The organism is Sphingomonas sp. M1A8_2b (genome assembly GCF_053345535.1).
The window spans coordinates 1,021,427-1,046,105 of the sequence record NZ_JBKFAH010000001.1; the positions used below are offsets into that span (position 1 = coordinate 1,021,427).

A 24,679-nucleotide genomic window follows, 5' to 3' on the forward strand; every position below is an offset into this window, starting at 1 on the left:
CGCAGGAGAACCGCAGTAGGAAGGGCCCGGTTTGGGCAAGGCCAAGTTTAGCTGTTGTTGACCCGTCCGGCGCACGCTCATAATGCGACCGTTTCGCAAGCCATCGATCCGCCAACGCCCGCGCGAAGGCCAAGGAATAGACGCATGACCGCCCCGACCGTCGAAGCAACCCGCGCGCCCGCGCTGATCCCCGAGACCCCGGCGTTCCTCAACGCCAAGGTGCTGTGGGTGCGTCACTGGAACGAACATCTGTTCAGCTTCGCGATCGAGCGTTCCTCAACCTTCCGCTTCCGCTCGGGCGAGTTCGTGATGATCGGTCTTCCGCAGGAAGGCGGCAAGCCGATCATGCGGGCCTATTCGATCGCGTCCCCGCATTATTCGGAAGAACTCGAGTTCCTGTCGATCAAGGTCGAGGACGGCCCGCTGACCTCGAAGCTCCAGCTGATCCAACCGGGCGACGAAGTGTATCTCGGCAAGAAGCCGACCGGCACGCTGGTGCTCGACGCGTTGCTGCCGGGGAAGCGGTTGTTCATGTTCTCGACCGGCACCGGCCTCGCGCCGTTCCTCAGCCTGATGCGCGATCCCGACGTCTATGCCGCGTACGAGCAGGTCATCGTCGTGCACAGCGTGCGCCGCGTGAGCGATCTCGCGTATCACGACGAGATGGTCGGGCTGCTGGCGGACGACCCGCTGATCGCGGAAGAAGCGCAGACCCAGTTCCACTATATTCCGACCGTGACGCGCGAGCCGTTCCGCACCACGCGGCGGATCGGCGCGCTGATCGAGGATGCGTCGCTGTTCGGCCATCCGGTCCGCGGCGAGCAGAAGCTCAACCCCGAGACCGACCGCGCGATGCTGTGCGGCTCGACCGAGATGATCAAGGAATTTGCCGTGATGCTCGAGGCTAACGGCTTCGAAGAGGGTGCGAACTCGAAGCCGGGTACGTTCGTGATCGAGCGCGCGTTCGTCGGCTGACGGCTTTGAGCTTTGGGTTCCCCGCGAACGCGGGGGCCCAGGGATTACATCACCTTCGAATGCCGGGAGGGTTTGGGCCTGGACCCCCGCCTACGCGGGGGAACAGCTAGTTGCGTCCCCCGCTCAACCCGCGGATACTCGCCTCAAACATCAAGAGGAGAGACCCATGATCGGTTACGCGACGCTCGGCACCAACGACCTCGATACCGCGCTGACCTTCTATGACGCGCTGTTCGCGACGGTCGGCGGCAAGCGGCTCATGCAGATGCCCGACGATCGGAAGCTGACCTTCTACGGCGCCGGCGTAGGGAAACCGATGCTGGCGATCGGCAAGCCGTATGACGGGCAGGACGCGACCGCCGGCAACGGCACGATGGTCGCCCTGTCGGCCGATACGCGCGAGCAGGTCGATCAGGTCTACGCCAAGGCGATCGAACTCGGCGGTGCGGACGAGGGTGGTCCGGGGTCGCGCGGGCCCGAGCAGATGGGGTTCTACGGCGCCTATTTTCGCGATCCGGACGGTAACAAGCTCTGCGTGTTCAAGATGGGGTGAGGGGCGGGCACGATTGAGGGAAATACCACCCCGGCGAAGGCCCGGGGCCCAATTGGAAAGGTGGCGGTAACGAGGGGCTGTCCACCATTAGCAGCCTTCCCCAGTTGGGCCCCGGCCTTCGCCGGGGTGGTGTGTTTGCCATTGCGGCGAAGGCGCCAGCTTCTTTGAGGTCTACCGCAACGCACGAACCTGCGGCGTATCGAGACACTTGAGCAACGCCGTCCGAGGCATCGGCGTTACCGCCGCCGGCTTCCCATAAGCCCCGACCTCGACCGGCCGGCCGATCGCCACCGGCGCAAACCCGGTCTGCCCGGTACAGCGCATCGCCGCCGCCAGCAGTTTCGGCGGCGTGTCATACCCCTCGAACGACAGCCGGAACGTCCCCCAGTGGATCGGGATCGCGTGCGCGGCGCCCAACCGCCGATACACCTCGACCGCATCGACCGGCCCGATATGGCTCCCCGACTCCATCTGCCCGTCGACGAACCGGAATGCACCGATCGGGATCAGCGCCAGCCGGATCGGCCCGAGCGCGGCGGCCTCGACCGGCCATTGGCCGTCGCCCATCCCGGTATCACCCGCGAAAAACACGTTGCCGCCCGGCAGCGTCACGACGAAGCTCGACCACAAGGCGCGGTTGCGATCGGTGAACCAGCGGCTGCCCCAATGATGATTCCGCGTCACGACGACATCGACGCCGGGCTTGATCGCCACGCGCTGTCCCCAGTCCAGCGCGGTAGCCTGCGCCCCGGTCTGGCCGATCACGCTATCGTTGCCCAAACTCGTGACGATCCGTGGCCGATCGCGCTGCCAGAGGCGTTGCAGCGTCGCCTTGTCGAGATGATCGTAGTGATTGTGGCTGACCAGTACGAGGTCGATCTTGGGCAGCGCCTCGAACGCGATTCCTGGCTCGGCGACACGGCGAGGCCCAGTCCCGAGCGGCCCGGCCTTTTCCGCCCAGACCGGATCGGTGAGGATGTTGAGCCCCTGCGTCTGGATCAGCACGCTCGCATGGCCGATCCACGTCACCACCATCCGCTCGCCCTCGACACGCGCGGGCGGCGCGACGCGGTTCACCGCGACCGATTTCGGCCATTCGGGCCGGCCATCGCTGCCCGTGAAATAGCGCCAGAAGAAGCCCGCGCGACCGCCGCCTGTTGGCTGGATCTGCTGCGTATCGGCGTCGTTGTCGGGATTGGCGAACCTCGCGCCGTCGAAATGGCCGGTCGTCGGTCCGCGGTAATAGATTCGATCGAGGAAACGCGGGACGATCGTCACCGCCAGCGCCAGAACCACGATCGCCAGCAGCACGACGCCCCCGACGATCTTCAACACCAGACGCACGCCATTCCCCTATCCGTTGCCGATCCGTAACGCATCGTGCCGAGCATCGTTCAGACTGCTTGGCGCGGGTCCGCAACCTCGATAGCCTTCCGCGAAAGGGGAATCGGAAAATGCGCAAGTTTATCATCGGGCTGTCGCTAGCGACCGCCCTCCCAGGCGTAGCGGAAGCAAAGACTGTCGCGGTCGAGGAGCAGTCGATCGACCAGCTCCAGGCGGCGATGACCGCGGGCAAAGCGAGCAGCGTCGATCTCGTCCGCGCCTATCTCGCGCGGATCGCGGCGATGGATCGGACCGGCCCGACGCTGCGTGCCGTCATCGCGCTCAACCCAGATGCGCTCGCGCAGGCGAAGGCGCTCGATGCCGAACGCAAGGCCGGGCGCATTCGGGGGCCGCTCCACGGCGTGCCCGTGCTGATCAAGGACAATGTCGAGACCGCTGACGCGATACCGACGACGGCCGGCAGCCTTGCGCTGAAGGACAATCTCACGCGTCGGGACGCGCCCGTGGTGGCGCAGCTTCGCGCCGCGGGGGCGGTGATCCTGGGGAAGACCAACCTCAGCGAATGGGCGAACATCCGCTCGACCCGGTCGATGAGCGGCTGGAGCGCGGTCGGCGGACTGGTCCGCAATCCCTATGCGCTCGACCGCACCGCGTGCGGCTCGTCGAGCGGCTCGGGTGCGGCGATCGCGGCGAGCTTCGCGGCGGCGGCGATCGGCACGGAGACCGATGGCTCGGTGGTGTGTCCGTCGTCGCTCAACGGGCTGGTTGGGTTGAAGCCTACGCTCGGCCTCGTCAGCCGCACGCACGTCGTCCCGATCAGCCACAGCCAGGATACGCCTGGCCCGATGGCGCGCGGCGTGCGCGATGTCGCGACGCTGTTTTCGGCGATGATCGCGGCCGATCCGGCGGACGCGGCGACCGCCGGGGCAGGGGCGTACAAGCGCGACTATGCGGCGGGGCTGTCGACCAGCGCGCTGTCGGGCCTGCGCATCGGCGTGATCCGGCCGGAGATGACTGCGGACCTCGCGGCGAAATACCAGGCGGCGCTCGATGTGCTGAAGGCGGCGGGCGCGGTGCTGGTCGAGGTCAAGCAGCCCAAGCTCGACGGGCTCGGCGAGGCGGAACTGCTGGTGCTCCAGACGGAATTGAAGGCAGACCTCGACACCTATCTCGCGACCACTCCGGGCGCAGTCCGCACGCGCACGCTAGATCAGGTCATCGCGTTCAACACCGCGAACGCGATGACCGAAATGCCGTTCTTCGCGCAAGAGACCTTCGAGGCTGCGGCCAAGACCAAGGGGCTGGGCGACCCGGCCTACAAGGCGGCGCGCGCGAAATCGCTGCGGCTGGCGGGCGCGGAAGGGATCGATGCGATGTTGAAGGCGGCAGGGGCGACCATATTGGTCGAGCCGAGCTATGGTGCGGCCTGGCTCAGCGACCCTGTGTACGGTGATCAATATGGCGGCCCGAGTTCGAGCGAACTGCCGGCGGTCGCCGGCTATCCGAACCTGACCGTGCCGATGGGGCTGGTGCGCGGGTTACCGGTCGGCCTGTCGTTCATCGCCACGAAGTACGGCGACGCGGCGGTTCTGGGTGCGGGCTATGCGTATGAGCAAAGGGCCAAGGCCCGCGTGGCACCAAGGTATTTGGCGACGGCCGAAGTAGGCCCCGGTGTGGACGCTGCTCGCTGACCTAAAGATCCTCCCCCCTGGCGGGGGAGGATCGTCAGGCTATGGCAGCCCGTTTCGCGAAATTGCATTGCCACAGCATCAGCAACGGCACGACCACCGTCTCCATCACCAGCCCGAGCACATGCCCCTGCGACGGCACGCCCACCGCCAGCAGAGAAATCCCGCGCGAAATCCCGCCGACGAAAATCAACCCGCCCAGCAACCGGAACCGCGGCCCCTTCCGCTCGATATCCGGAATGCAGCTCACGAACCCCAATCCCGTCGCGAAGAATATCCCCGAGATATACCGGAAATGGCTGTCCAGATCGCGCGGCACCTCCGCGAGATGCCCGAACGGCGCGGGCCCATGCAGCACGCCCTGGCCGCCGACGACCAGCGGCAACAGACAGGCAACCGCGATTACGGCCTGCAACAGGCGCTTCTCGATCATGGCAGGTCCCTCAGCAGTTCCGGTCGGATCCGGAACGCGCGCAACGACATCCTGACCTCGAAGATGAACGACACCAGCGCCGCGATCAGCAGGATCATCGCGAGGATGAAGCACAGCGCCACCGCCGTCCCGAAATGCAGCTTGGCGAGTTCGGCGATGAACAGCAGTGCGATCAGCACGCAGGTCATGATTGCGCTCGACACCGCCAGGAACAGCGCGGCGTTGATGATCGTCATCCGCCGGTCGAGCAACCGCAGTTCCCAGCCATAGCGGGTCCGCTCGGCGGCGGAGAAATTGGGGTGCAGCTGCTCCAGTTTCCGTGCCCGGTCGATCACCCGCGACAGCCGTCCCGCCAGCACGTTGAGCAACTGGCCGATGCCGGCGAGCATGAACACCGGGGCGAGCGAGAGCTGGATCGTCTGGGCGATCGTCGAAATGGCGGGGATCGTCGGCATGCGCGTCACCATGCTGGCGAATGTTCCTAATTGCAAAAGAGGTGATCGCAAAAGAGCATGCAATCGTAACCTTCTGCGGGGTATCGACGGCGAATGTCCAAGCCGATGCCCCTGGCCGACTTCGTCCGGCTGCCGCCGATCGTGCGCGGCGACGTGGTCGAGGGACTCGCTGCGGCGATCGACAGCGTCGCCGAAAACGCCGCCCCGAGCCACCGGTTCCTGCGCTTCGGCTGGTACGCCGCGGCGATCGCGGCCTATGGCGGTACCGCGCGCACGCTCGTCGTCGAGGAGGACGACGCCCCGGTTTTGACGCTCCCGTTCGTCCCGCTCGGCCCGCGCGCGTTGCAAATTGCGGCGATCCCCGGTTGCTACTGGCCCTTCCGCAGCTTCGGGCTCGCGCTCGAAGCGAGCGACGCCGCGGTGAAGACGGCGCTCTCGACACTCGCGATCCACGTAAACGGCCTGCGCATCGGCCCGGTCTACGACACCGACCCTGCCGTCACCGCACTGATCGCGACGGCCCGCGCGAACAATTGGATCGCTATCGATCGCCCGGTCGGCACCAGCTGGGCGCTCGACCTGAACCCGATTGCCGATGGCCAACCCTGGCCGCGCAATTCGACGCTGCGGAAGAACCGCTTCCACGAAAAGCATCTGGCGGAGCACGGTACGCCAGAATGGCACTTTCTGTCCGACGGCGATTGGCCGGCCGCGTTCGATGCCCTCGGAACGATCGAGCAGACGAGCTGGATCGCGCACGCGACCGATCGCACCGGCATGAAGTTCACGCCCGATGGCCATCTCGCCTTCTGGCAGGCGGCGGTCGCGGACCCGGTGCTGGCGCAGATGTTCCGCGCCGCGCTTCTGACCATCGACGGCGCGCCCGCCGCCTTTTCGTTCGACCTCGACACCGGCGACCTGTTGTACGCGATCGCCAACAGCTACGATCCGCGTTTCGCCAAGCATTCGCCCGGCAAGCTGCTCCACTGGCGGAATATCACCGCCGCGCTCGCCCGCGGCACGCGCCGGATCGATTGGGGGGCGGGAGACAGCGGCTACAAGCGCGTGATCGGCGCACACCCGGACGCGCCCATCCGCGATTGGCTACTGCTCAGGCCCGGGCTACCCGCGCGCGCCGGTCGCGCGGTCGGCTGGCGCTGGCGCCGCAGCGGGCATCACACCCGCAAGTAACGGTAATACCAGACCTCATGACCCTGCCGCCGGGCTTTCCGCTCATAGCGGGTCTCGGGCCAGTCGTCGGGGCGCGTCAGGAAGTCGTGCGGGGTCTTCGCCTGCCATTCGAAATCGCGGCGCGCGTTCATGATCATCATCGACCAGCGGCAATAGGTCGGGTCGTCTGTGCCGAGCCGGAACTCGGCGCCGGGCTTCAGTTTGGCGGCGATCGTGTCGAGCGGACCGTGATTGACCATGCGGCGCTTGGCGTGCCGCGCCTTCCGCCAGGGATCGGGGTGGAGCAGGTACAGCCGGTCCAGGCTCGCATCGGGCAGGCGCTCGATCACTTCCAGCGCATCGCCCATATAGAGCCGGACGTTGGTCAGGCCGCCGTCGCGGATATGCGCGAGGGCGCCGACGACGCCATTGAGAAACGGTTCGCAGCCGATGAAACCGATATCCGGGTTTGCCTTGGCCTGGCCGGCGAGATGCTCGCCCGCGCCGAAGCCGATCTCGACGTGGAGCGGGCGGTCGTCGCCGAACAGCGTCATCGCATCGATCGGGCCTTCGTCGGGCACCGACAGGTCGGCGAGCGTTTCCTCGACGAGCGCGGCTTGGCCCAGGCGTAGTTTATGGCCCTGGCGACGGCCATAGAGGCGGCGGATAACAGAAGGATCGTTCATCGCCGCGCGCTCTAGCGGGCGATTGCCCCGGAGCAAAGCGCGGCGCGGACCGTTGCACTCTCGTAATGGTCGACACCGCATCCAATCCGCCCGGCGAAAACGTCGAAGACCTCAAGGCCGCCGATGCGCAGGACCTGCACAAGGCCGTCCGCGAAGCTGGCGAGGACGAGCTCGATCGCCCGGTATCGTCGCTGTTTTTCTCCGGGCTTGCAGCGGGCATGGCGATCGCCAGTTCGCTGATCGCGGAGGGGGCGCTCCACGCGGCGCTGCCCGATACGCCGTGGCGATCGATCGTCGTGTCGCTCGGCTACCCGATCGGCTTCCTGGTCGTCGTCCTCGGCCGGATGCAGTTGTTCACCGAGAGCACGATCACCGCGATGCTGCCGTTGGTGACCAAGCCCTCGGGATGGGCATTGCGGCGAACCCTGCGGCTCTGGGGTGTCGTGCTGGGCGCCAATCTTATCGGGACGGCGCTGGCCGGCGGGATGATCGCGGCAGGTCTGCTCGGCGGCAGCGAGCTTCGTACCGCGATGATCGAGGTGTCGATGCGGATTACCGAACTCTCGCCGGGCGCGACGTTCGTCAACGCGATCCCCGCCGGATTCATGATCGCGATCCTAGCCTGGTCGCTGCCGAATGCGCGCGAACAGTCGTTCCTCGTGATCTTCGCGATCACCTATGTCGTCGCGATCGGCGCGTTCAGCCATTCGATCGTCGGATCGGTGGAGGCTTGGCTGCTGCTGTTTTCGGGTAAGGTCGGTGCAGGCGAGGCATTGGGCGATCTCATGCTGCCGGCGATCCTCGGCAACTTGCTGGGCGGTGCGGGGTTGTTCGCGCTGTTGGCGCATGCGCAGGTGCGTGGTGAAATGGACGGACAGGGCGAAACGTGATGGGCAAGACCAAGGACGCCGCAAAGGCCGTCGAAAAGGCGGACCGCAAGGCGACGCACAAGGCCGCCGAGCACCGCGACGCGCCGGTGGTCAAGGCGACCGGATTGCTCGCCGAGATCGGCGACCAGCCACAGCTCGTGGCGACGTCGATCGGCACGGTCGTGATCGGCCTGATCGCGCGGCGGCCCGAGGTGATCCGTGGCGGGATCCGGATGCTGGCGGCGCATGCAGCGGCGACGTTCGTCAAGTCGGCGATCAAGGCGTCGGTCGACCGCACCCGCCCCGAAAAGGCGATCGAGGACGGCAAGGCGCGGTTCGAGCCGGGCAAAAGCGACGATCACGACCAGACCTCGTTTCCGTCGGGCCACACCGCCGGCGCGGTGGCGGTCGCGCGCGCCGCGTCGCGTGATATTGGTGGGGCGGGCGCGCCGGCCGCGCTGATCACCGGCGTCGTCGCGGTCGCACAACCGCTCAACGGCAAGCACTACCTGTCCGACCTCGTTGTCGGTGCCGCGGTCGGCTGGATTACCGAGGCGCTGGTCAGCGCGATCTTCGACCGGATCGCGCCGGCGGTCGAAACCACGATCACCGACCGTGCGCCATTGCTGCTCGAACATAGCGCTACAGCCGCCTAAGCTACCCTTCTGCGACGATAAATTGCACCGTCGCGGAACCGTTTCGCGACCGTGACGGTTTGCGACCTCGATACCAGAGGGAAACACGACATGAAGAAACTTGCCATTGCAACGATGATCGCCGCCATCGCACTCCCGCTCGCAGCCTGCGGCGGCAAGGGTGACGACAAGCTCGGCAGCCAGGTCGAAAAGGCCGCGGACAACCGCGCCGATGCGCTCGAAGCCGCTGCAGACAATCTCGAGGACCAGGCCAAGGCGGTCCGCAAGGACGGCGACCAGCAGGCGGACGCGATCGACGACGCCGATGTGAACGCGCAGGCGATGCCGCAGGCGCAGAAGGATGCGCTGGTCAACGGTAGCGAGAAGCTGCGCTGACAGCGATCGGCGCCTAACCGCGCCAGAGGCTGGGCCGCTCCCTGGTGAAGACCGGGGGGCGGCTTTTATAGTATGGGCGCCGACGAATCTCGGTGCCGCGCTGAAAACAGGGGCAGAACATGATCGACCGGCGTCGACTGGAAACGGGGGGCTTCATCGTCTTCCTGGTGGCGATCACGGTGGCGCTGTGCGTCGTCGTCTCGACGTTCGCGGTGGCGTTGTTGTGGAGCGGGCTGGCGGCGATCCTGTTCCAGTCGCTGTACCAGTGGCTGCTGAAGCGCTGGCCCGGCCGGCGCAATCTGGCCGCGGCGATGACGCTGCTGATCATCTTCGTCGCGGTGATCGTGCCGACGCTGATCATCGGCAGCCTGATGATCGACCAGTCCGCCTCGGTCTACGCGCGTCTGCAAAGCGGGCAGATCAACTTCGGCGCATATTTTCAGCAGATCCACGACGCGCTGCCCCGCCGTATCCAGGGCGCGCTCGACAAGGCCGGGCTCAACAGCTTCGAGCAGGCCCAGTCGCGCGTATCGACGATCCTCGGCAACAGCGTCCGCTCGATCGCGGGCCAGGCCTTGTCGATCGGCCGCAACGCGGCGGCGTTCGTGCTGTCGTTCGGGATCGGGCTGTACGTGACTTTCTTTCTGCTGCGGGACGGCGACAAGGTGGGGCCGGCGATCCGGCGTGCGCTGCCGTTGGAGCACTCGGTCGCCAAGACGCTGGTCGAGAAGTTCGTCGCGGTGGTCCGCGCGACGATCAAGGGGTCCGTCATCGTCGGGCTCGCGCAGGGTGCGCTCGGCGCGGTGACGTTCTGGATCGTCGGGTTGCCGGCAGCGCTGCTCTGGGGGCTGTTGATGGCGCTGACGTCGTTGCTGCCCGCATTGGGGCCGGCGCTCGTCTGGGTCCCGGTCGCGGTATATCTGCTGGCGACCGGCGCGATCTGGCAGGGCGTGGTGGTGATCGTGTCTGGCGTCGTGGTGATCGGCTTGGCGGACAATATCCTGCGCCCGATCCTGGTCGGTCGGGATACCGGGATCCCGGATTACATCGTGCTGGTGTCGACGCTCGGCGGGATCGAGGCGGTCGGGATCAGCGGCATCGTCGTCGGGCCGGTGGTCGCCGCGCTGTTCCTGACCGCGTGGGAGGTGCTGACCGAGCAGCGGCATGCTCAGCCGGTTGACTCATCCAAGTCCGTTCGTCCTGAGTAGCGGCTGAGCCTGCCGACGCGGCGTATCGGAGGATAGGCCGGGGATAGGCCCGCGCGGGTGAACCTGCTTCGATACGAGCTTCCCCCTCGTTTTCCCTCTCCCCTAGGGGAGAGGGAGGGGCCCGCACGGCGAAGCCGGGCGGGAGGGTGGGGGGGAGTGAGGTTCGGACCCTCTCCCCAACGCCCCTCTCCCTTCCGTCGCCAAGCGGCTCCTCCCTCCCTCTCCCCGGAGGGGCGAGGGAACGAAAAAGCCTCCCGCGGATCGGTCCGCGGGAGGCTTTTTCACATCACCAAGGCGTCGCTATCAGGCGACGGCAGCCTTAAGCGCGTCGACCAGATCGGTCTTTTCCCAGGTGAAGGTGTTGCCTTCAGGCTCACGGCCGAAGTGACCATACGCAGCGGTCTTCTTGTAGATCGGCGCGTTGAGCTTGAGGTGCTCGCGGATACCCTTCGGCGTCAGGCGAACGAGCTGCGGCAGGACCGCCTCCAGCTTGGCCTCGTCGACCGTGCCGGTGCCGTGCAGGTCGACATAGACCGACAGCGGCTCGGCGATGCCGATCGCGTAGCTGAGCTGGATCGTGCAGCGGCGCGCGAGGCCCGCCGCGACGACGTTCTTCGCCAGATACCGCGAGACGTACGCAGCCGAGCGATCGACCTTGGTCGGATCCTTGCCGCTGAACGCGCCGCCGCCATGCGGCGCTGCGCCGCCGTAGGTGTCGACGATGATCTTGCGGCCCGTGACGCCCGCGTCGCCGTCGGGGCCGCCGATCTCGAACGCGCCAGTCGGGTTGATGTAGATCTTGGTCGCATCGGAAATGAAGCCGTCGGGCAGCACGTCCTTGAACACGCCCATGACGTAGTCACGCAGCTCGGCATACTTCTTCGGATCGGGGTTAGTGCCCTTTTCCGAATAGCCCGGCGCATGCTGCGTCGAGACGACGAGCGCGGTCGCGGCGACCGGGGCTTCGTTCTCGTACGACAGCGTGACCTGGCTCTTGGCGTCGGGCTGCAGGAACGGCGCCACGCCCGAATGGCGGTCGGCGGCCATCCGCTCCAGGATCTTGTGGCTGTAGTACAGCGTCGCGGGCATCAGGCCGGGCGTCTCGTCGGTCGCGTAACCGAACATGATGCCCTGGTCGCCGGCGCCTTCGTCCTTGTTGCCGCTCTCGTCGACGCCCATCGCGATTTCCGCGGACTGCGCGTGGAGGTTGTTCTCGAAGCGGAAGGTCTGCCAGTGGAAGCCGGTCTGCTCGTAGCCGATTTCCTTGACGGTGTTGCGCACCGCGGCCTCGATCTCCTCGAGCACGCCCGGCGCCCACTCGCCATTCTCGTAGATGCCCTTGCCGCGGATTTCACCGGCGAGGACGACGAGCTGCGTGGTGGTCAGCGTCTCGCACGCGATCCGCGCCTGCGGGTCCTTGGCGAGGAACAGGTCGACGACGGTATCGCTGATCTGGTCGGCGACCTTGTCGGGATGACCTTCGGAGACCGATTCGGACGTGAAGAGAAAGGATTTGCGCATGAAACCTCTTCGCAAGGGCTCGCCGCAAAAAGCACGGGAGCGTCATATAAGGAAAGCTTTATATGACCTTCTAGCGGCGCCGACGACGCAGGGCAACCGCGCTTGCAAGCATTAGCCCCGCGACGATCGCCGCCATCGCATTGCCGACGCGCGAGAAGAGCGTGGGCGGCAAAGCGGCCGGCATCGGCTGTTCGATCGCGCCTGCGGTTTCGTGCGGCACGGTCGCGACCAGACGACCATCGGCGGCGATGATCGCGGAAATGCCGGTCGGCGTCGCACGGACGATCGGCAGGCCTTCCTCGATCGCACGCATCCGGGCTTGCGCGAGATGCTGCGGCGGACCCCACGTGCCGAACCAGGCATCGTTCGACGGGTTGAACAGCAATCGCGGGCGATGCGCGCGGTCGACGGTGTCGCCCGAGAAGATGATCTCGTAGCAGATCTGCACGCCGATCGATCCGAAGCCCGGGAACGTCAGGTTGCCGGGAGCCTTGCCCGAAGTGAAGTCGAGATCGCCGGGCACGAGACGCGCGAGCCCGAGCGGTTTCAGCAGCCACGGCATCGGCAGGTATTCGCCATAGGGCACGAGGTGCGCCTTGTCGTAGCGCCCGCGCAACCGCGCCTGCGCATCGACCGCGAACACCGAGTTGGCAGCGCCGGAGATCTTGTCCTTGGCGTCGAACTCGAGCGCGGTTCCGCCGGTCAGCAGGATGTCGTCGGGGCCGAGTAGGCGGGCGATGCGGCGGCGCAAATAGAGCGGGCTCGACCAGCCATAGGCATAGAACGGATAGCCATCCTCGAGATAATCGCGGACCACGCCTTCGGGCCAGACGACGAGGCGGGGGACGGCGCCGCCTTTCCCGGAGAGCTTTTCGAGCGCCGATAGCACGCGTTCGCCATCGGATTCGCTGCGGTCCTCCTGGCCGATATCGGGCTGGACCACGCGGACCAGCGGCGTGCCGGGGGCCGGCGCCGGGGCGTTGGTCCACACGGCCGATAGCGCAGCGAGGCTCAACGCCGGGATCACGATCGCGGGCAGCGTCCAGCGGCGGAGCGCCAGCATCAGCAGCGCCCCGGCGGCGACGATCGTCACGCCCGACAGCGCATAGGTGCCGATCCAGCCGGACAGCCGCGCGACACCGATCGCGGGCAGCCAGACGACGCCCAGTGGATCCCACGCATAGCCGGTGAACAGCGTCGCGCGGAGCCACTCGGTGGTGATCCAGGCGGTGGCGAAGGCCAGCACGAATGCCGCATCCGCGCCACCGGGTCGTCGCGCGATCCGCCACGCCAGCGCGGCGGCGAGCATCGGATACACGGCGAGATACAGGCCGAGGCCGACTGCTGCGAAATAGCCGAGCACCGGCGGCATCGCGTCCTGGAAGTCGAACGCGTGCTGGACCCAGTTGCTGTTGATCGTGAAATGCCCAAGCCCGAACAGCCAGCCGCGCCAGAGGACGCTGCGCAGCGTCGGAGCATCGTGGACGAGCGTCATCCAGAGCGCGAACGCGACGAGGGTCAGCGGCCACAGATCGAGCGGGGCGAAGCCGGTAGCGGCGATCGCGCCGAGGATCAGGCAGGCGAGGGCGGGGAAACGGGTCACGCTGGCGCTATGCCGTGGTGGGGAAGGGGGGGCAATGTTTTCGGTGTGATGGAGTGGCGGCATGAAGAGCGCCTCCCATGCTTCCAGCACCACCCCGGCGAAGGCCGGGGCCCAATTGGAAGGTGGTCGTGACGAAGCGCTCCCCTTCATTGGCTGTGCTGCCCAATTGGGCCCCGGCCTTCGCCGGGGTGGTGCGGTATGGCTAGGTGAGGTGTCCCCTCCCAAACTTGTTTCCCCGCGAAGGCGGGGACCCAGACTGTGCTCCCGCCTTCGCGAGAGAACAAGGTTTTGGGCTTGTCACCCGTTATTGCGGTGGGTGAAATTGCCCACGCAATCCTCGGGTCGACGAACCCGCCATCCCACCGTATCCTCGCCCGATGACCCTACGCCCGTTCCACCTCGCCTTCCCGGTCCACGACCTCGCCGCCGCTCGCACCTTCTACGGCGCCACCCTCGGCTGTCCCGAAGGCCGCTCCAGCGACCAGTGGATCGACTTCGACCTGTTCGGCCACCAGATCGTCGCGCATCTCGACCCTTCGGCCAAACCCGTCGCGGTCGCCAATGCGGTCGACGGCCACGCCGTCCCGGTCCCGCATTTCGGCGTCGTGCTGTCGATGGACGACTGGACGATGCTGTCCGAGCGCGTCACCGCCGCCGGCGTCACGTTCGGGATCGCGCCGTACGTGCGCTTCAAGGGCCAGCCCGGCGAGCAGGCGACGATGTTCTTTTACGACCCGTCGGGCAACGCTCTCGAGTTCAAGGCGTTCGCCAACGACGACATGATTTTCGCCACGTAAGGCCAATACTCAATTCAAGGATTATCCATGGCCACTCCAGTTACCGTCGACATCCCGCACAATCTCGGCAAGGCGGCGGTCCGCGCACGGCTCGATGGCGGCATCGACAAGATCAGCGCGAGCATTCCCGGCGGGTCGGTCACCGATCATCGCTGGGAGGGCGACACGCTGCACTTCACCGCCAAGGCGATGGGCCAGACGATCGCCAGCGCGGTCACGGTCTACGAAACAAATGTCCATGCGGTCGTCGACCTGCCCGGAATCTTGGGTCTCTTCGCCAGCAAGATCCAGGAATATATCGGCAAGGAAGCCCCCAAGCTCCTGCGCTGATATCAGGCGCCCAAATCAGACGGCGGGCGCGCTCCGGTAGAGCGCGAACGCCGCCTTGGCGCCGACGATAGCCTGCTCGACCCAGGCTTCGTCGGAAGACTCGCTATCGAGCGCAGCGAGTAAAGCGCGCCACTCGCCCGAAAGATGTTTCGCGCCAAGATACGCTTTCGGCATGCCATCGGGCACCGATCGCGACAGCATGATGCCGCCGAGCCGCGAGCCTTCGACGACGTACATCGCACCCCAGCCGGCCGCCTCGCTCGGCGTAACGTCGAACGCCATCGGCGCCGGCATGTCTTCACCCAGCGCGGCGAGATCCTCGGCCAGCGCCGTCTCCCGCGACCGAACTGCACCCAGTCCCGGAATCGCGGCAAGCCAGGCCTCGACCGCCGGTAACGCTTTGGCATGCGCGATCAGAAACGCGCGGTAATCGTCGGCGTCGCTCAGGTCATAGCGTCCAAACCCGGCATCGACCGCGTCGTGATCGCTCACCGTCGCGGCCCGGAGCCGGGCGACGGTCGAAGGCGCGTCGGTCAACAGCAGCGTCCCCCGCCCTTGCTGCCATACCGCGACTCCTGCCGATCGCGGAAGAACGCGCGTTCGTCCATCGGCGCGTGGTCAGGATGGCGCTCGGCCATGTGCTGGCGATAGGCGGCGTAGGACGGCACGCCGACCATCAGCAGCGCGGTCTCGCGCGCCTTCGCATAGATCGCGCGGATCATTCCGCGGCCACCAGCTGCGGCGGGACTTCGGTCACCGTCGGCCGGTCGATCTTCAGCGCCGCCAGACACGTCCGCACACCAAAGAAGACGATCGACAGCACCACCGCAAGGAACAGCGCGCACAACCCCGCGTCGATCCGGTCGTTGAGCACGATCCGCTGCATCTCCGCCATCGTCTTGGCCGGCGCGAGCAGTTGACCCCGCGCCGCCGCGTCCGCGAACTTCGACGCATGTGCGAGGAAGCCGACCTTCGGATCGCTCGCGAAGAGCTTCATCAGCCCGGCGGTGATCGTGCACAGGCACAGCCACGTGGCGGGCAGGATCGTCACCCACGCGTAACGCTGGCGCTTCATCCGGAACAGCACGACCGTGGCGAGCACCAGCGCGACCGCCGCGAGCATCTGGTTCGAGATTCCGAACAGCGGCCATAGCGTGTTCACCCCGCCGAGCGGATCGGTGACGCCTTGGTACAGGAAGAATCCCCAAGCAACGACACAGAGCGCAGTCGCGATCAGCCCCGGCACGATCGCCGACGCATTGCGGAACGACGGCACCGCGAGCCCGATCAGGTCCTGCAACATGAACCGCCCGGCGCGCGTCCCCGCGTCGACTGCGGTGAGGATGAACAGCGCCTCGAACAGGATCGCGAAGTGATACCAGAACGCCTTCATCGCCTGCCCGCCGATCAGGTGGCTGAAGATCTCCGACATCGCCACCGCCAGCGTCGGCGCGCCGCCGGTGCGCGAGACGATCGTGGTCTCGCCGACGTCCTTCGCAGTCTGCGCGAGCAGTTCGGGCGTGATCGGGAAGCCCATTGCCGTCACCGCAGTTGCAGCGGAGGCGAAGTCGGTACCGACCACCGCCGCCGGACTGTTCATCGCGAAATACACGCCGGGATCGAGGATCGACGCACCGACCAGCGCCATGATCGCGACGAAGCTCTCCATCAGCATCGCGCCATAGCCGATGAACTGCGCGTCGCCTTCGCTGGCGATCAGCTTCGGCGTCGTGCCGCTGGCGATCAGCGCGTGGAAGCCCGACACCGCGCCGCACGCGATCGTGATGAACAGGAACGGGAAGAGCCCACCCGACCAGACCGGGCCGGATCCGTCGATGAACGGGGTGAGCGCAGGCATCCGCAGCGGCGGTGCGACGACCGCGATGCCGATCGCCAGCGCGACGATCGCGCCGATCTTGAGGAAGGTCGACAGGTAGTCGCGGGGGGCTAGCAGCAGCCACACGGGGAGGACGGAGGCGACTGCGCCGTAGCCGACCATCAGCACACAGAGCTGCACCGGGGTCAGCGTGAACAGCGGCGCTAGCGTCGGCGAGGCGGCAACGGAGCCGCCATAGACGATCGCGGCGAGCAGGCCGATGACGCCGAGCACGGAGACTTCGCCGACCTTTCCGGGGCGGATCCAGCGGGTGTAGATGCCCATCAGGAATGCGAGCGGGATCGTCGCGGCGACGGTGAACAGCCCCCATGGGCTGCCGGCGAGCGCACGCACGACGATCAGCGCGAGCACGGCGAGGATAATGACCATGATCGCGAACGCGCCGATCAGCGCGATCACGCCGGGGATCGCGCCCATTTCCATGCGGATCAGTTCGCCCAGCGACCGCCCGTCGCGGCGCATCGAGATGAACAGGATCATGAAATCCTGTACTGCGCCGGCGAGGACGACACCGGCGAGGATCCAGAGCGTGCCGGGGAGATAGCCCATCTGCGCGGCGAGCACCGGGCCGACCAGCGGTCCGGCACCGGCGATCGCGGCGAAGTGATGCCCAAACAGGACGTTGCGGTCGGTCGCGACGTAGTCGAGGCCATCGGCTCGGCGCAGCGCCGGGGTTTGCCGCGACGGGTCGAGCTGCATCACATGCCGCGCGATGTAGCGTGCGTAGAAGCGGTACGCGATCAGCTGGACGGAAACGGCCGCGGTGACGATCCACAGCGCGTTGACATGCTCGCCGCGCTCGAACGCGACGACCGCGAGTGCGCAGGCTCCGAGCAGGGCAAGCGCGCCCCAACCGATCTTATCGCGTAATGTCATGCGTGCGCCCTCCCGTGCGGTCCGTTGTGCGCGGCATCGCGTATTCGGGGAGCGAGCGCTAGCCTAGATTAGCTAGCGTACCCGCCTCACAGCACCACCCCGGCGAAGGCCGGGGCCCAATTGGGGGGACGGGAGTGGCGACGCTCCCCGCTCCGTTACGGCAACGTTACGGCAACCTTTCCAATTGGGCCCCGGCCTCCGCCGGGGTGGGGCACTGGTTAAGAACGATACGATCCCGGCAAACGTGGCTGGATAGCATGATCGGTTAGCGTGCTGCGATCTCGGGGCACCCCACCTGAAACCCGGCGCGCCCCTCTCTTCCGTCACCCCGGCGGAGGCCGGGGCCCACCGTTCCGCATACTCCACGGACCGCGAGTATGCGGAACGGTGGATGCCGGAACGAGCCCGGCATGACGGGGCAGGGCGCGCTCGCGTGACGGGTTCCTGCTTGGACGATCCGCACACACTTCGCTCCCCTCCCTTCCAGGGAGGGGGGAAGAGGGCATTTCAGCCCATCAGCCGAACTTCAGCCCCGCAACTCAAACCTGCGAGTGATGCCCCTTCAGCTCGTCCCCGACGATCCGCACCACATGCAGCACGTTGGTCGACCCGGGCGTCCGGAACGGCACGCCCGCGAGCACGATCACGCGGTCGCCAGCCTTCGCCATCCCATGCCGCAACGCCATCCGCTTCGACTTGGCGACCATGTCCTCGAACGATTCGACGTCACGCGTGTGCACCGCATGCGTCCCCCACAGCAGACCGAGCCGTCGCGCAGTCTCCTGGCTCGGGGTCAGCACCAGCAGCGGCACCGAAGGCCGCTCGCGCGCGATCCGCCGGGCGGTCGAGCCCGAGGTCGTGAAGCAGATGATCGCCACTGCCGACACGGTCGCGGCGATGTTCTTCGCCGCCTCGGCCAGCGCATCCGCCGTCGTCGGGTCGGGCTTCATCACGGTGAAGTGCATGCGGTCGCCGTGTTCCGGGTCCGCCTCGACCGACACGCCGATCGCATCCATCATCGCCACCGATTCGACCGGCCACGCCCCCGCAGCGCTCTCCGCCGACAGCATGATCGCATCCGCGCCATCATAGACCGCGGTCGCGACGTCGGACACTTCCGCGCGCGTCGGCGACGGCGAGGTGATCATCGATTCGAGCATCTGCGTCGCGACGACGACGGGGCGGCCCATCCGGCGCGAGACCTCGACGATGCGCTTCTGCAAAGGCGGCACCTGCTGCGGCGGCAGTTCGACGCCGAGATCACCGCGCGCGACCATCACGCCGTCGCAGGCCTCGACGATCTCCTCAAGCCGCTCGATCGCCGCGGGCTTCTCGATCTTCGCCATCAGCGCCGCCTTGCCGCCGATCAGTTTGCGCGCTTCCCAGAGATCCTCGGGGCGCTGGACGAACGACAGCGCGATCCAGTCGACGCCCTGGTCGACCGCGAAATCCAGATCGCTGCGATCCTTCTCGGTCAGCGCGGCCATCGGCAGCACGACGTCGGGAACGTTCAGCCCCTTGCTGTTCGACAGCGCGCCGCCGACCTCGACCCGCGTCGTGATCTGGCGCGGGCCGTGCGACACGACGCGCAGCACCAGCTTGCCGTCGTCGAGCAGCAGGCGTGCGCCCGGCTCGATCGCCGCGAAGATCTCGTCATGCGGCAGTTCGACGCGTGTCGCATCGCCCGGTGTCGGGTCGCGGTCGAGCAGGAAGGTCGATCCCGTTTCCAGCACGGTGCGCCCGCCCTCGAACTTGCCGACGCGCAGTTTCGGCCCCTGCAAATCGGCGAGGATCGTCGAAGGGCGACCAAATTCCTTTTCGAGCGCGCGAATCGCCTGGATCACGGCGATCTTCGACTGCTGGTCGCCGTGGCTCATGTTGACGCGGAATGCGTCGGCGCCGGTGCGGAAAAGCGTTGCGATCATCTCGGGCGTGCTGCTGGCAGGGCCTAGCGTCGCGAGGATGCGGACTTTGCGCGAACGGGGTGCGATGGCCTTGGTCATGCGATGCGTTTCCTGGGGGAGGTCTTTGCCGCGACGGGCCTTAAACCCTATCTCCGCCGGATCAACCACGGAGCATAGCAATGACCCCCGATCGCCTCGATACTTTGGACGATGCCGTAGCGGCGAACGCGTTCCGCCGCCTGATCCGCCACCTCCGCCACCGCGAGGACGCGCAGAACGTCGACCTGATGGGGCTGGCCGGTTTCTGCCGCAACTGCCTGTCCGACTGGGTCGAGGAGGCCGGCGGCCTGTCGAAGGACGACGCGCGCGAGACGGTGTACGGGATGCCGTACGCGGAGTGGAAGGCGCATCATCAGGGCGATGCGAGCCCCGAGCAGCTCGAACGGATGAAGGCGAGCGTCGCGAAGAACGCGGTGGCCTGAGCTTAGCCGTCGCTTGAGCCGAACACGGTAAACGCCTAGACGCAGCCCCGCACCCCGCAGCGGTCTGATTCACGACGTCATTCGACGGCGATGATCTGCGCGGGGTTTCTCGATTGGCTTTGGGCCGGCGCGTGGCGCTGGCGAGTGGGGAATTTTCGATGTCTGACGAACGGCAACACGGCATGGGCGGCGGCGCGGTCGCTGCGGACGAACTGCGCCTGCTGATCGAGCGCGCCGAGCGTCTCGAAGAAGAGAAGAAGGGTATCTCGGACGACATCAAGGACGTGATGGCCGAAGCCAAGGGCCGCGGCTACGACCCCAAGGCGATCCGCAAGATCCTGTCGATCCGGAAGAAAAAGAAGGAAGAATATCAGGAGGAGGAAGCGATCCTCGAAGTGTATCTCCAGGCGTTGGGGATGATCTGAGAATCGTCCGTCCCGTTTAAGCCGTCATCCTGAGTTTGCCGTCATCCCAGCGAAAGCTGGGATATTCCGCGGCGAGGAGCGTTTCCTAGTCACGCAGCGCTGGTTGTTTGACCGGCCGCGTTCCTCCTCGCCGCAGGAGATCTCAGCTTTCGCTGGGATGACGGCTAAATTGGGATGACGGCTAAATTGGGATGACGGTTTAAGCTGGGGGTTGGGCTGGCGAGGCAGCCTCAGTGCAGATGGTCGTAAAGATCCAGCCACTCCGGATTGATCGTCGCGATCAAATCATCCTTCCACGACCGTTTCCACGCCTTGAGCATCTTCTCGCGAGCTATCGCATCCTGGATTGTCTCGTGTCGCTCGGCGAAAACGAGGATATTAAGTCCGTACCGCCGGCAGTAGGCCGACCCGGTATCGTTCCGATGCTGATGCACGCGCGACGCCAGATATGCGGTGACACCGATGTACAGCATGCCAAACGGCTTGTTCGCCATCATGTAGACCCAACCGCCATGCGCCATGTCGAGCCTCCAGCCCCCCTCCGTCATCCCAGCGAAAGCTGGGATCTCCTGCGGCGAGGAGGAACGCGCCCGCCTAACAGCCCGTATTGTGTGGGACGGGCGCACTCCTCGCCGCGGAATATCCCAGCTTTCGCTGGGACGACGGGGGAGTCAATCTAGTGACGCGCGAGCGAGACCTTATGCCGCTTCCGCCGGCAACGTCGTCCACCCCAGCCCGGGTATCGTGATCGAGCGTTTACCGGCCAGATCAGTCCGGCACACGATCAACTCCCGGCTCTCGATATAGCCGATCAGACGCTTCACTCGGCCTAGCGAACTCGTGCCGTACGTCGCCGCGATCCGCGCGTCAGACGGGCAGGGTTCGCCCTCGCGCGCAGCCCGCGCCACCAGCAGGAACGCGCCCAGCATGTCGTCGGGCAGGCCGCTCGCCACGTCGAGCGCCGCCGTCCACGCCTCGTCGGTCATGTCGAAGATTCCCGCACGCGCGCAACTCAGACGCCGTACGAAGCCCGGCAGGTCGAGCGGCGGCTTGGCGAGCCCCCCCATCCGACACCGCACCTGGAAATCCTGGAACAGCACCGACGGCGGCCGCAACGTCGACTCCGGATCCTCGACGATCGCGCGGAAGACGTCGGCGTAGACCGCCTCGATCTCGTCGTCGGTCTTCTCGGGCGGCGGCGGCGCAGCGGTGCGTGGCTCGGGTGGGCGGGCGATGCCGTCGAGCAGTTCCTCCGCGGGCACGCGACGCGGGCGCGAATCGAACATCAGGCCGAGTTCGGGAGCGTCGACCACCGGCTCGGACAGTAGGTCCTGCAGATCCATCGGTGCGGCGCTGGGGAGGGGGGTGAGCTTCGGGCTGCCGCTGCGCGCGGACGTCGCCACGTCGCCGATTTTCACGGTAATCGGCCGCCGCGACACTGCGGGCCCGAGCGCCATGAACGTCCCACGCTGGAGATCGCGAATCGCCTCCGCCTGGCGTCGCTCCATCCCGAGCAGGTCGGCGGCGCGCGCCATGTCGATGTCGAGGAAGGTGCGCCCCATCAGGAAGTTCGAGGCCTCCGCCGCGACGTTCTTGGCGAGCTTCGCCAGACGCTGCGTCGCGATCACGCCGGCGAGCCCGCGCTTGCGCCCGCGGCACATCAGGTTGGTCATCGCCGCCAGCGACGCGCGCCGCACCTCTTCCGACACCTCGCCACCGGTGACGGGCGCGAACATCTGCGCTTCGTCGACCACCACCAGCACCGGATACCAATGCTCGCGCGGCGCATCGAACAGCGCGGATAGGAACGACGCGGCGCACCGCATCTGCCCCTCGACCTCGAGTCCTTCGAGGCTCAGCACCGCCGACGTCCGGTGTTCGCGCAACCTCGTGGCAATCCGCGCGATCTCGCGTTCGCTATAGTCGCCGGCCTCGATCACGACGTGCCCGTGCGGCCCCGCGAGCGTCACGAAATCGCCTTCGGGATCGATCACGATCTGCTGGACATGCCCCGCCGATCGCTCGAGCAGCCGGCGCAGCAGATGCGACTTTCCCGAGCCCGAATTGCCCTGCACCAACAGGCGGGTGGCGAGAAGTTCCTCCAGGTCGACGCCGACGGCAGTACCATTGCCGTCGGTGCCCATATTCACGCTAACCGTCATGCCGCGCGTTTGGCAGGTGCGGACGTGTGGGGGCAAGGAGTCTTTGTGGCTTCGGTGGCAAGCCGGCCTTTGCGCGCTGGAATAATCCGCAATCCCGGCTAGGCATCCGGATATGGCCACACATTCCCCGCTCGCCGATCTCGCGCAACGCCTCCTTGGCAAGACGCCGGGCGAGCTCGACGAGGAGGAGCGTCGCGTCCTCGCGGGGATCGAATCGGGCACCACCGTCAGTCGCGATGCGGCAGACGTGTCGGACGAGCGTGCCACCTTCGGCGAGCGGCTGTCGGACCGGGTCGCGGCGATCGGTGGGTCGTGGGGATTCATCATCGCCTTCACCGCGGTGCTGATCGGCTGGATGCTGCTGAACTCGGACATCCTCGCGCATTTCGGGCGCGCGTTCGATCCGTATCCCTACATCTTCCTCAACCTGCTCCTGTCGACCGTCGCGGCGATCCAGGCGCCCGTGATCATGATGAGCCAGAACCGGCAATCGGCGAAGGATCGCCTGGCGGCCAGTCTCGATTACGAGACCAATCTGCGCGCCGAACTCGACATTCTCCGCGTGCATCACAAGATCGACCATCTGGTGCTGGCCCGGCTGGACGCGATCGAGCAGAAGATAGACGGTCTGGCGAAAAGCGCCCCCGGAGCCTAAGAGCGGCGCATCAGGCTATTAGAGGCACCGATGGCAGGCCATTCCAAATACAAGAATATCATGTACCGCAAGGGCGCGCAGGACAAGAAGCGCTCGTCGGCGTTCAGCAAGCTCAGCCGGGAAATTACGGTCGCGGCCAAGATGGGCCTGCCCGACGTCGACATGAACCCGCGCCTGCGCGCGGCGGTCAACGCGGCCAAGGCGGCGTCGCTGCCCAAGGAGAACATCCAGCGCTCGATCGACAAGGCGAGCCGCGGCGATGCCGAGAATTACGAAGAGATCCGCTATGAGGGCTTCGGTCCCGGCGGCGTGTCGCTGATCATCGAGGCGCTGACCGACAACCGCAACCGCACCGCGACCAACGTGCGCGTCGCGGTCGGCAAGAACGGCGGCAACCTCGGCGCGGGCGGTTCGGTCAGCCACGCGTTCGACCGCGTCGGGCTGATCTCGTACCCGGCGAGCGCAGGCGATGCCGACACGGTGTTCGAAGCGGCGCTCGAAGCGGGTGCCGAGGATGTCACATCAAGCGAGGACGGCCATGAGGTCTGGACCGCGCAGGGCGACCTGCATGAGGTGGCCAAGGCGCTTGAGGCCAAGCTTGGCGAAGCGGAAGGCGCCAAGCTCGCCTGGCGTCCGCAAGTGATGGTCGCGGTCGGTGCGGACGATGCGGCGACGTTGTTCAAGCTGATCGACGCGCTCGACGACGACGACGACGTGCAGACGGTGTGGGGCAATTACGAAATCTCCGACGAGATCATGGAGTCGCTGGGTTGAGATGAAGAAGGTGGGTTCACGCGGAGACGCGGAGGCGCGGAGAGTTGTCCTTCGCGGCTACGTCCTCCGCGCCAGCGGCCTCGCATGGTTCGGCCAGCCCGGAGAATTGAAAGTCCCGCTTACGCGAGACGACAGCCAGGAGCGCACCCCCTCCGCGTCTCCGCGTCTCCGCGTGAACCCACCTTTTACTTACTTATGATCATCCTAGGACTAGACCCCGGCCTCGGTACCACCGGCTGGGGCGTCATTCGCGCCGATGGCAACCGCCTGAGTCATATCGCCAACGGCCAGATCAAGACCGATCCGTCGATGGCGCTCCCCCGCCGCCTCACCGCTTTGTACAACGCGCTGATCGACGTCATCCGCACCGAACGCCCGGATGGGGCGGCGGTCGAGGAAGTGCTCGGCAACACCAACGCGCAGTCGACGCTGAAGCTCGGCCAGGCGCGCGGCGTCGTGCTCCTGGCTGCGGCGGGGGCGGGGCTGCATATCGGCGAATACCACCCGTCGACCGTCAAGAAGGGCGTCGTCGGCACCGGCGGCGCGGACAAGAAACAGATCCAGGCGATGATGGCGGTGCTCCTGCCCGGTGCGAAACTGGCCGGGCCCGATGCTGCCGATGCACTGGCCGTCGCGATCACCCACGCGCATCACGTCGCCAGCGCAGCCGCCCTGTCGCGCCGGAGCGGCATCGGCGCCTGACCCGTCTCCGGCGCCTGATCCGTCCCCGGCGCGCAGCCGCCGATACACCGGCAAGTCGTTAAGCCAGTTCCGCAATATCAACCGAGGCTGGGTGCCGATTGCCCCCGTCAGGGGCCGCATCCGGGGTTGCAAACTCAAC

27 protein-coding genes are annotated in these 24,679 nt (G+C 66.6%); 15 read left to right on the forward strand and 12 right to left on the reverse strand.

The window, feature by feature from the left end; translation table 11 throughout:
* Positions 1-144 precede the first annotated feature (144 nt).
* Complete coding sequence (locus ACLBWL_RS04750) at positions 145-975, forward strand: ferredoxin--NADP reductase (RefSeq protein WP_447790674.1); 831 nt, start codon at positions 145-147, stop codon at positions 973-975.
* A 166-nt stretch (positions 976-1,141) separates the two neighbouring features.
* On the forward strand, positions 1,142-1,528 hold the full coding sequence (locus ACLBWL_RS04755) for a VOC family protein (protein WP_447790676.1): 387 nt from the start codon (positions 1,142-1,144) through the stop codon (positions 1,526-1,528).
* Between the two features lie 171 nt (positions 1,529-1,699).
* Here ACLBWL_RS04755 and ACLBWL_RS04760 read toward each other — a convergent pair whose 3' ends face one another.
* Entirely contained in the window at positions 1,700-2,872 is a 1,173-nt protein-coding gene (locus tag ACLBWL_RS04760; RefSeq protein WP_447790678.1) for an MBL fold metallo-hydrolase, read from the reverse strand.
* A gap of 110 nt (positions 2,873-2,982) precedes the next feature.
* Here ACLBWL_RS04760 and ACLBWL_RS04765 point away from each other — a divergent pair, with 110 nt between their 5' ends.
* Positions 2,983-4,563, forward strand: coding sequence for an amidase (locus ACLBWL_RS04765; protein WP_447790680.1), 1,581 nt, complete (start codon positions 2,983-2,985; stop codon positions 4,561-4,563).
* Between the two features lie 34 nt (positions 4,564-4,597).
* Here the strand turns inward: ACLBWL_RS04765 and ACLBWL_RS04770 are convergent, their stop codons facing one another.
* Together ACLBWL_RS04770 and ACLBWL_RS04775 are read right to left on the reverse strand one after the other, a co-directional pair.
* Positions 4,598-4,993 carry a DUF4345 domain-containing protein gene (locus ACLBWL_RS04770; RefSeq protein ID WP_447790682.1) on the reverse strand — a complete coding sequence of 132 codons (396 nt, stop codon included), beginning with the start codon at positions 4,991-4,993 and terminating at the stop codon, positions 4,598-4,600.
* Positions 4,990-5,448 carry a DUF2721 domain-containing protein gene (locus ACLBWL_RS04775; protein WP_187503865.1) on the reverse strand — a complete coding sequence of 153 codons (459 nt, stop codon included), beginning with the start codon at positions 5,446-5,448 and terminating at the stop codon, positions 4,990-4,992. The genes ACLBWL_RS04770 and ACLBWL_RS04775 overlap by 4 nt, the downstream gene beginning before the upstream one ends.
* A 93-nt stretch (positions 5,449-5,541) precedes the next feature.
* Between ACLBWL_RS04775 and ACLBWL_RS04780 the strand changes: the two genes are divergently transcribed.
* Positions 5,542-6,639 carry a GNAT family N-acetyltransferase gene (locus ACLBWL_RS04780; RefSeq protein ID WP_447790684.1) on the forward strand — a complete coding sequence of 366 codons (1,098 nt, stop codon included), beginning with the start codon at positions 5,542-5,544 and terminating at the stop codon, positions 6,637-6,639.
* On the opposite strand, the gene trmB is transcribed toward ACLBWL_RS04780, so the two are convergent.
* Positions 6,624-7,304, reverse strand: coding sequence for a tRNA (guanosine(46)-N7)-methyltransferase TrmB (trmB, locus tag ACLBWL_RS04785; protein WP_447790686.1), 681 nt, complete (start codon positions 7,302-7,304; stop codon positions 6,624-6,626). The genes ACLBWL_RS04780 and trmB overlap by 16 nt on opposite strands.
* A 65-nt stretch (positions 7,305-7,369) precedes the next feature.
* Here trmB and ACLBWL_RS04790 point away from each other — a divergent pair, with 65 nt between their 5' ends.
* The 4 genes from ACLBWL_RS04790 to ACLBWL_RS04805 all read left to right on the forward strand — a co-directional run bounded on the left by ACLBWL_RS04790 (position 7,370) and on the right by ACLBWL_RS04805 (position 10,412).
* Positions 7,370-8,194 (forward strand): formate/nitrite transporter family protein, encoded by an 825-nt coding sequence (locus ACLBWL_RS04790; RefSeq protein WP_447790688.1) that lies wholly within the window; start codon positions 7,370-7,372, stop codon positions 8,192-8,194.
* Complete coding sequence (locus ACLBWL_RS04795; RefSeq protein WP_447790690.1) at positions 8,194-8,829, forward strand: phosphatase PAP2 family protein; 636 nt, start codon at positions 8,194-8,196, stop codon at positions 8,827-8,829. The genes ACLBWL_RS04790 and ACLBWL_RS04795 overlap by 1 nt, the downstream gene beginning before the upstream one ends.
* 90 nt (positions 8,830-8,919) lie before the next feature.
* A complete protein-coding gene (locus ACLBWL_RS04800) occupies positions 8,920-9,204 on the forward strand; it encodes a hypothetical protein (RefSeq protein ID WP_447790692.1) in 285 nt (94 codons plus the stop codon).
* A gap of 119 nt (positions 9,205-9,323) precedes the next feature.
* Entirely contained in the window at positions 9,324-10,412 is a 1,089-nt protein-coding gene (locus ACLBWL_RS04805; RefSeq protein WP_447790694.1) for an AI-2E family transporter, read from the forward strand.
* Between the two features lie 303 nt (positions 10,413-10,715).
* On the opposite strand, the gene metK is transcribed toward ACLBWL_RS04805, so the two are convergent.
* Positions 10,716-11,933 (reverse strand): methionine adenosyltransferase, encoded by a 1,218-nt coding sequence (gene metK, locus ACLBWL_RS04810; RefSeq protein ID WP_447790696.1) that lies wholly within the window; start codon positions 11,931-11,933, stop codon positions 10,716-10,718.
* A gap of 70 nt (positions 11,934-12,003) precedes the next feature.
* Positions 12,004-13,536, reverse strand: coding sequence for an apolipoprotein N-acyltransferase (lnt, locus tag ACLBWL_RS04815; RefSeq protein WP_447790698.1), 1,533 nt, complete (start codon positions 13,534-13,536; stop codon positions 12,004-12,006).
* A 377-nt stretch (positions 13,537-13,913) separates the two neighbouring features.
* On the opposite strand from lnt, the gene ACLBWL_RS04820 reads away from it, so the two are divergent.
* The gene (locus tag ACLBWL_RS04820) at positions 13,914-14,333 is read left to right on the forward strand and encodes a VOC family protein (RefSeq protein ID WP_447790700.1); all 420 of its coding nucleotides are present in this window, start codon (positions 13,914-13,916) and stop codon (positions 14,331-14,333) included.
* A gap of 27 nt (positions 14,334-14,360) precedes the next feature.
* Positions 14,361-14,663 carry a polyhydroxyalkanoic acid system family protein gene (locus tag ACLBWL_RS04825; RefSeq protein ID WP_447790702.1) on the forward strand — a complete coding sequence of 101 codons (303 nt, stop codon included), beginning with the start codon at positions 14,361-14,363 and terminating at the stop codon, positions 14,661-14,663.
* Between the two features lie 15 nt (positions 14,664-14,678).
* Here the strand turns inward: ACLBWL_RS04825 and ACLBWL_RS04830 are convergent, their stop codons facing one another.
* The 4 genes from ACLBWL_RS04830 to pyk all read right to left on the reverse strand — a co-directional run bounded on the left by ACLBWL_RS04830 (position 14,679) and on the right by pyk (position 19,439).
* Positions 14,679-15,200 (reverse strand): biliverdin-producing heme oxygenase, encoded by a 522-nt coding sequence (locus ACLBWL_RS04830; RefSeq protein ID WP_447790704.1) that lies wholly within the window; start codon positions 15,198-15,200, stop codon positions 14,679-14,681.
* Positions 15,197-15,385 (reverse strand): YbdD/YjiX family protein, encoded by a 189-nt coding sequence (locus ACLBWL_RS04835; RefSeq protein ID WP_447790706.1) that lies wholly within the window; start codon positions 15,383-15,385, stop codon positions 15,197-15,199. The genes ACLBWL_RS04830 and ACLBWL_RS04835 overlap by 4 nt, the downstream gene beginning before the upstream one ends.
* On the reverse strand, positions 15,382-17,436 hold the full coding sequence (locus ACLBWL_RS04840; protein WP_447790708.1) for a carbon starvation CstA family protein: 2,055 nt from the start codon (positions 17,434-17,436) through the stop codon (positions 15,382-15,384). Before ACLBWL_RS04840 ends, ACLBWL_RS04835 begins: the two co-directional genes overlap by 4 nt.
* 539 nt (positions 17,437-17,975) lie before the next feature.
* Positions 17,976-19,439 (reverse strand): pyruvate kinase, encoded by a 1,464-nt coding sequence (gene pyk / locus ACLBWL_RS04845; RefSeq protein ID WP_447790710.1) that lies wholly within the window; start codon positions 19,437-19,439, stop codon positions 17,976-17,978.
* 80 nt (positions 19,440-19,519) lie between these two features.
* On the opposite strand from pyk, the gene ACLBWL_RS04850 reads away from it, so the two are divergent.
* Positions 19,520-19,822 (forward strand): DUF1244 domain-containing protein, encoded by a 303-nt coding sequence (locus ACLBWL_RS04850; protein WP_447790712.1) that lies wholly within the window; start codon positions 19,520-19,522, stop codon positions 19,820-19,822.
* Positions 19,823-20,004: 182 nt separating this feature from the next.
* The gene (locus tag ACLBWL_RS04855; RefSeq protein ID WP_197942503.1) at positions 20,005-20,247 is read left to right on the forward strand and encodes a DUF2312 domain-containing protein; all 243 of its coding nucleotides are present in this window, start codon (positions 20,005-20,007) and stop codon (positions 20,245-20,247) included.
* Positions 20,248-20,477: 230 nt separating this feature from the next.
* Here ACLBWL_RS04855 and ACLBWL_RS04860 read toward each other — a convergent pair whose 3' ends face one another.
* Both ACLBWL_RS04860 and ACLBWL_RS04865 read right to left on the reverse strand, forming a co-directional pair.
* Positions 20,478-20,768, reverse strand: a complete 291-nt coding sequence (locus tag ACLBWL_RS04860; RefSeq protein WP_447790714.1) for a GIY-YIG nuclease family protein — start codon at positions 20,766-20,768, stop codon at positions 20,478-20,480.
* Between the two features lie 177 nt (positions 20,769-20,945).
* Positions 20,946-22,409, reverse strand: coding sequence for a helicase HerA domain-containing protein (locus ACLBWL_RS04865; RefSeq protein ID WP_447790716.1), 1,464 nt, complete (start codon positions 22,407-22,409; stop codon positions 20,946-20,948).
* Between the two features lie 112 nt (positions 22,410-22,521).
* Between ACLBWL_RS04865 and ACLBWL_RS04870 the strand changes: the two genes are divergently transcribed.
* From ACLBWL_RS04870 to ruvC, 3 genes are all read left to right on the forward strand, one after another.
* Positions 22,522-23,064 carry a DUF1003 domain-containing protein gene (locus ACLBWL_RS04870; RefSeq protein ID WP_447790717.1) on the forward strand — a complete coding sequence of 181 codons (543 nt, stop codon included), beginning with the start codon at positions 22,522-22,524 and terminating at the stop codon, positions 23,062-23,064.
* 30 nt (positions 23,065-23,094) lie between these two features.
* Positions 23,095-23,838: a YebC/PmpR family DNA-binding transcriptional regulator gene (locus ACLBWL_RS04875; protein ID WP_056477859.1), complete on the forward strand. Its 744-nt coding sequence runs from the start codon at positions 23,095-23,097 to the stop codon at positions 23,836-23,838.
* 195 nt (positions 23,839-24,033) lie between these two features.
* A complete protein-coding gene (ruvC, locus tag ACLBWL_RS04880) occupies positions 24,034-24,540 on the forward strand; it encodes a crossover junction endodeoxyribonuclease RuvC (RefSeq protein WP_131583635.1) in 507 nt (168 codons plus the stop codon).
* The last annotated feature ends 139 nt before the right edge of the window (positions 24,541-24,679 follow it).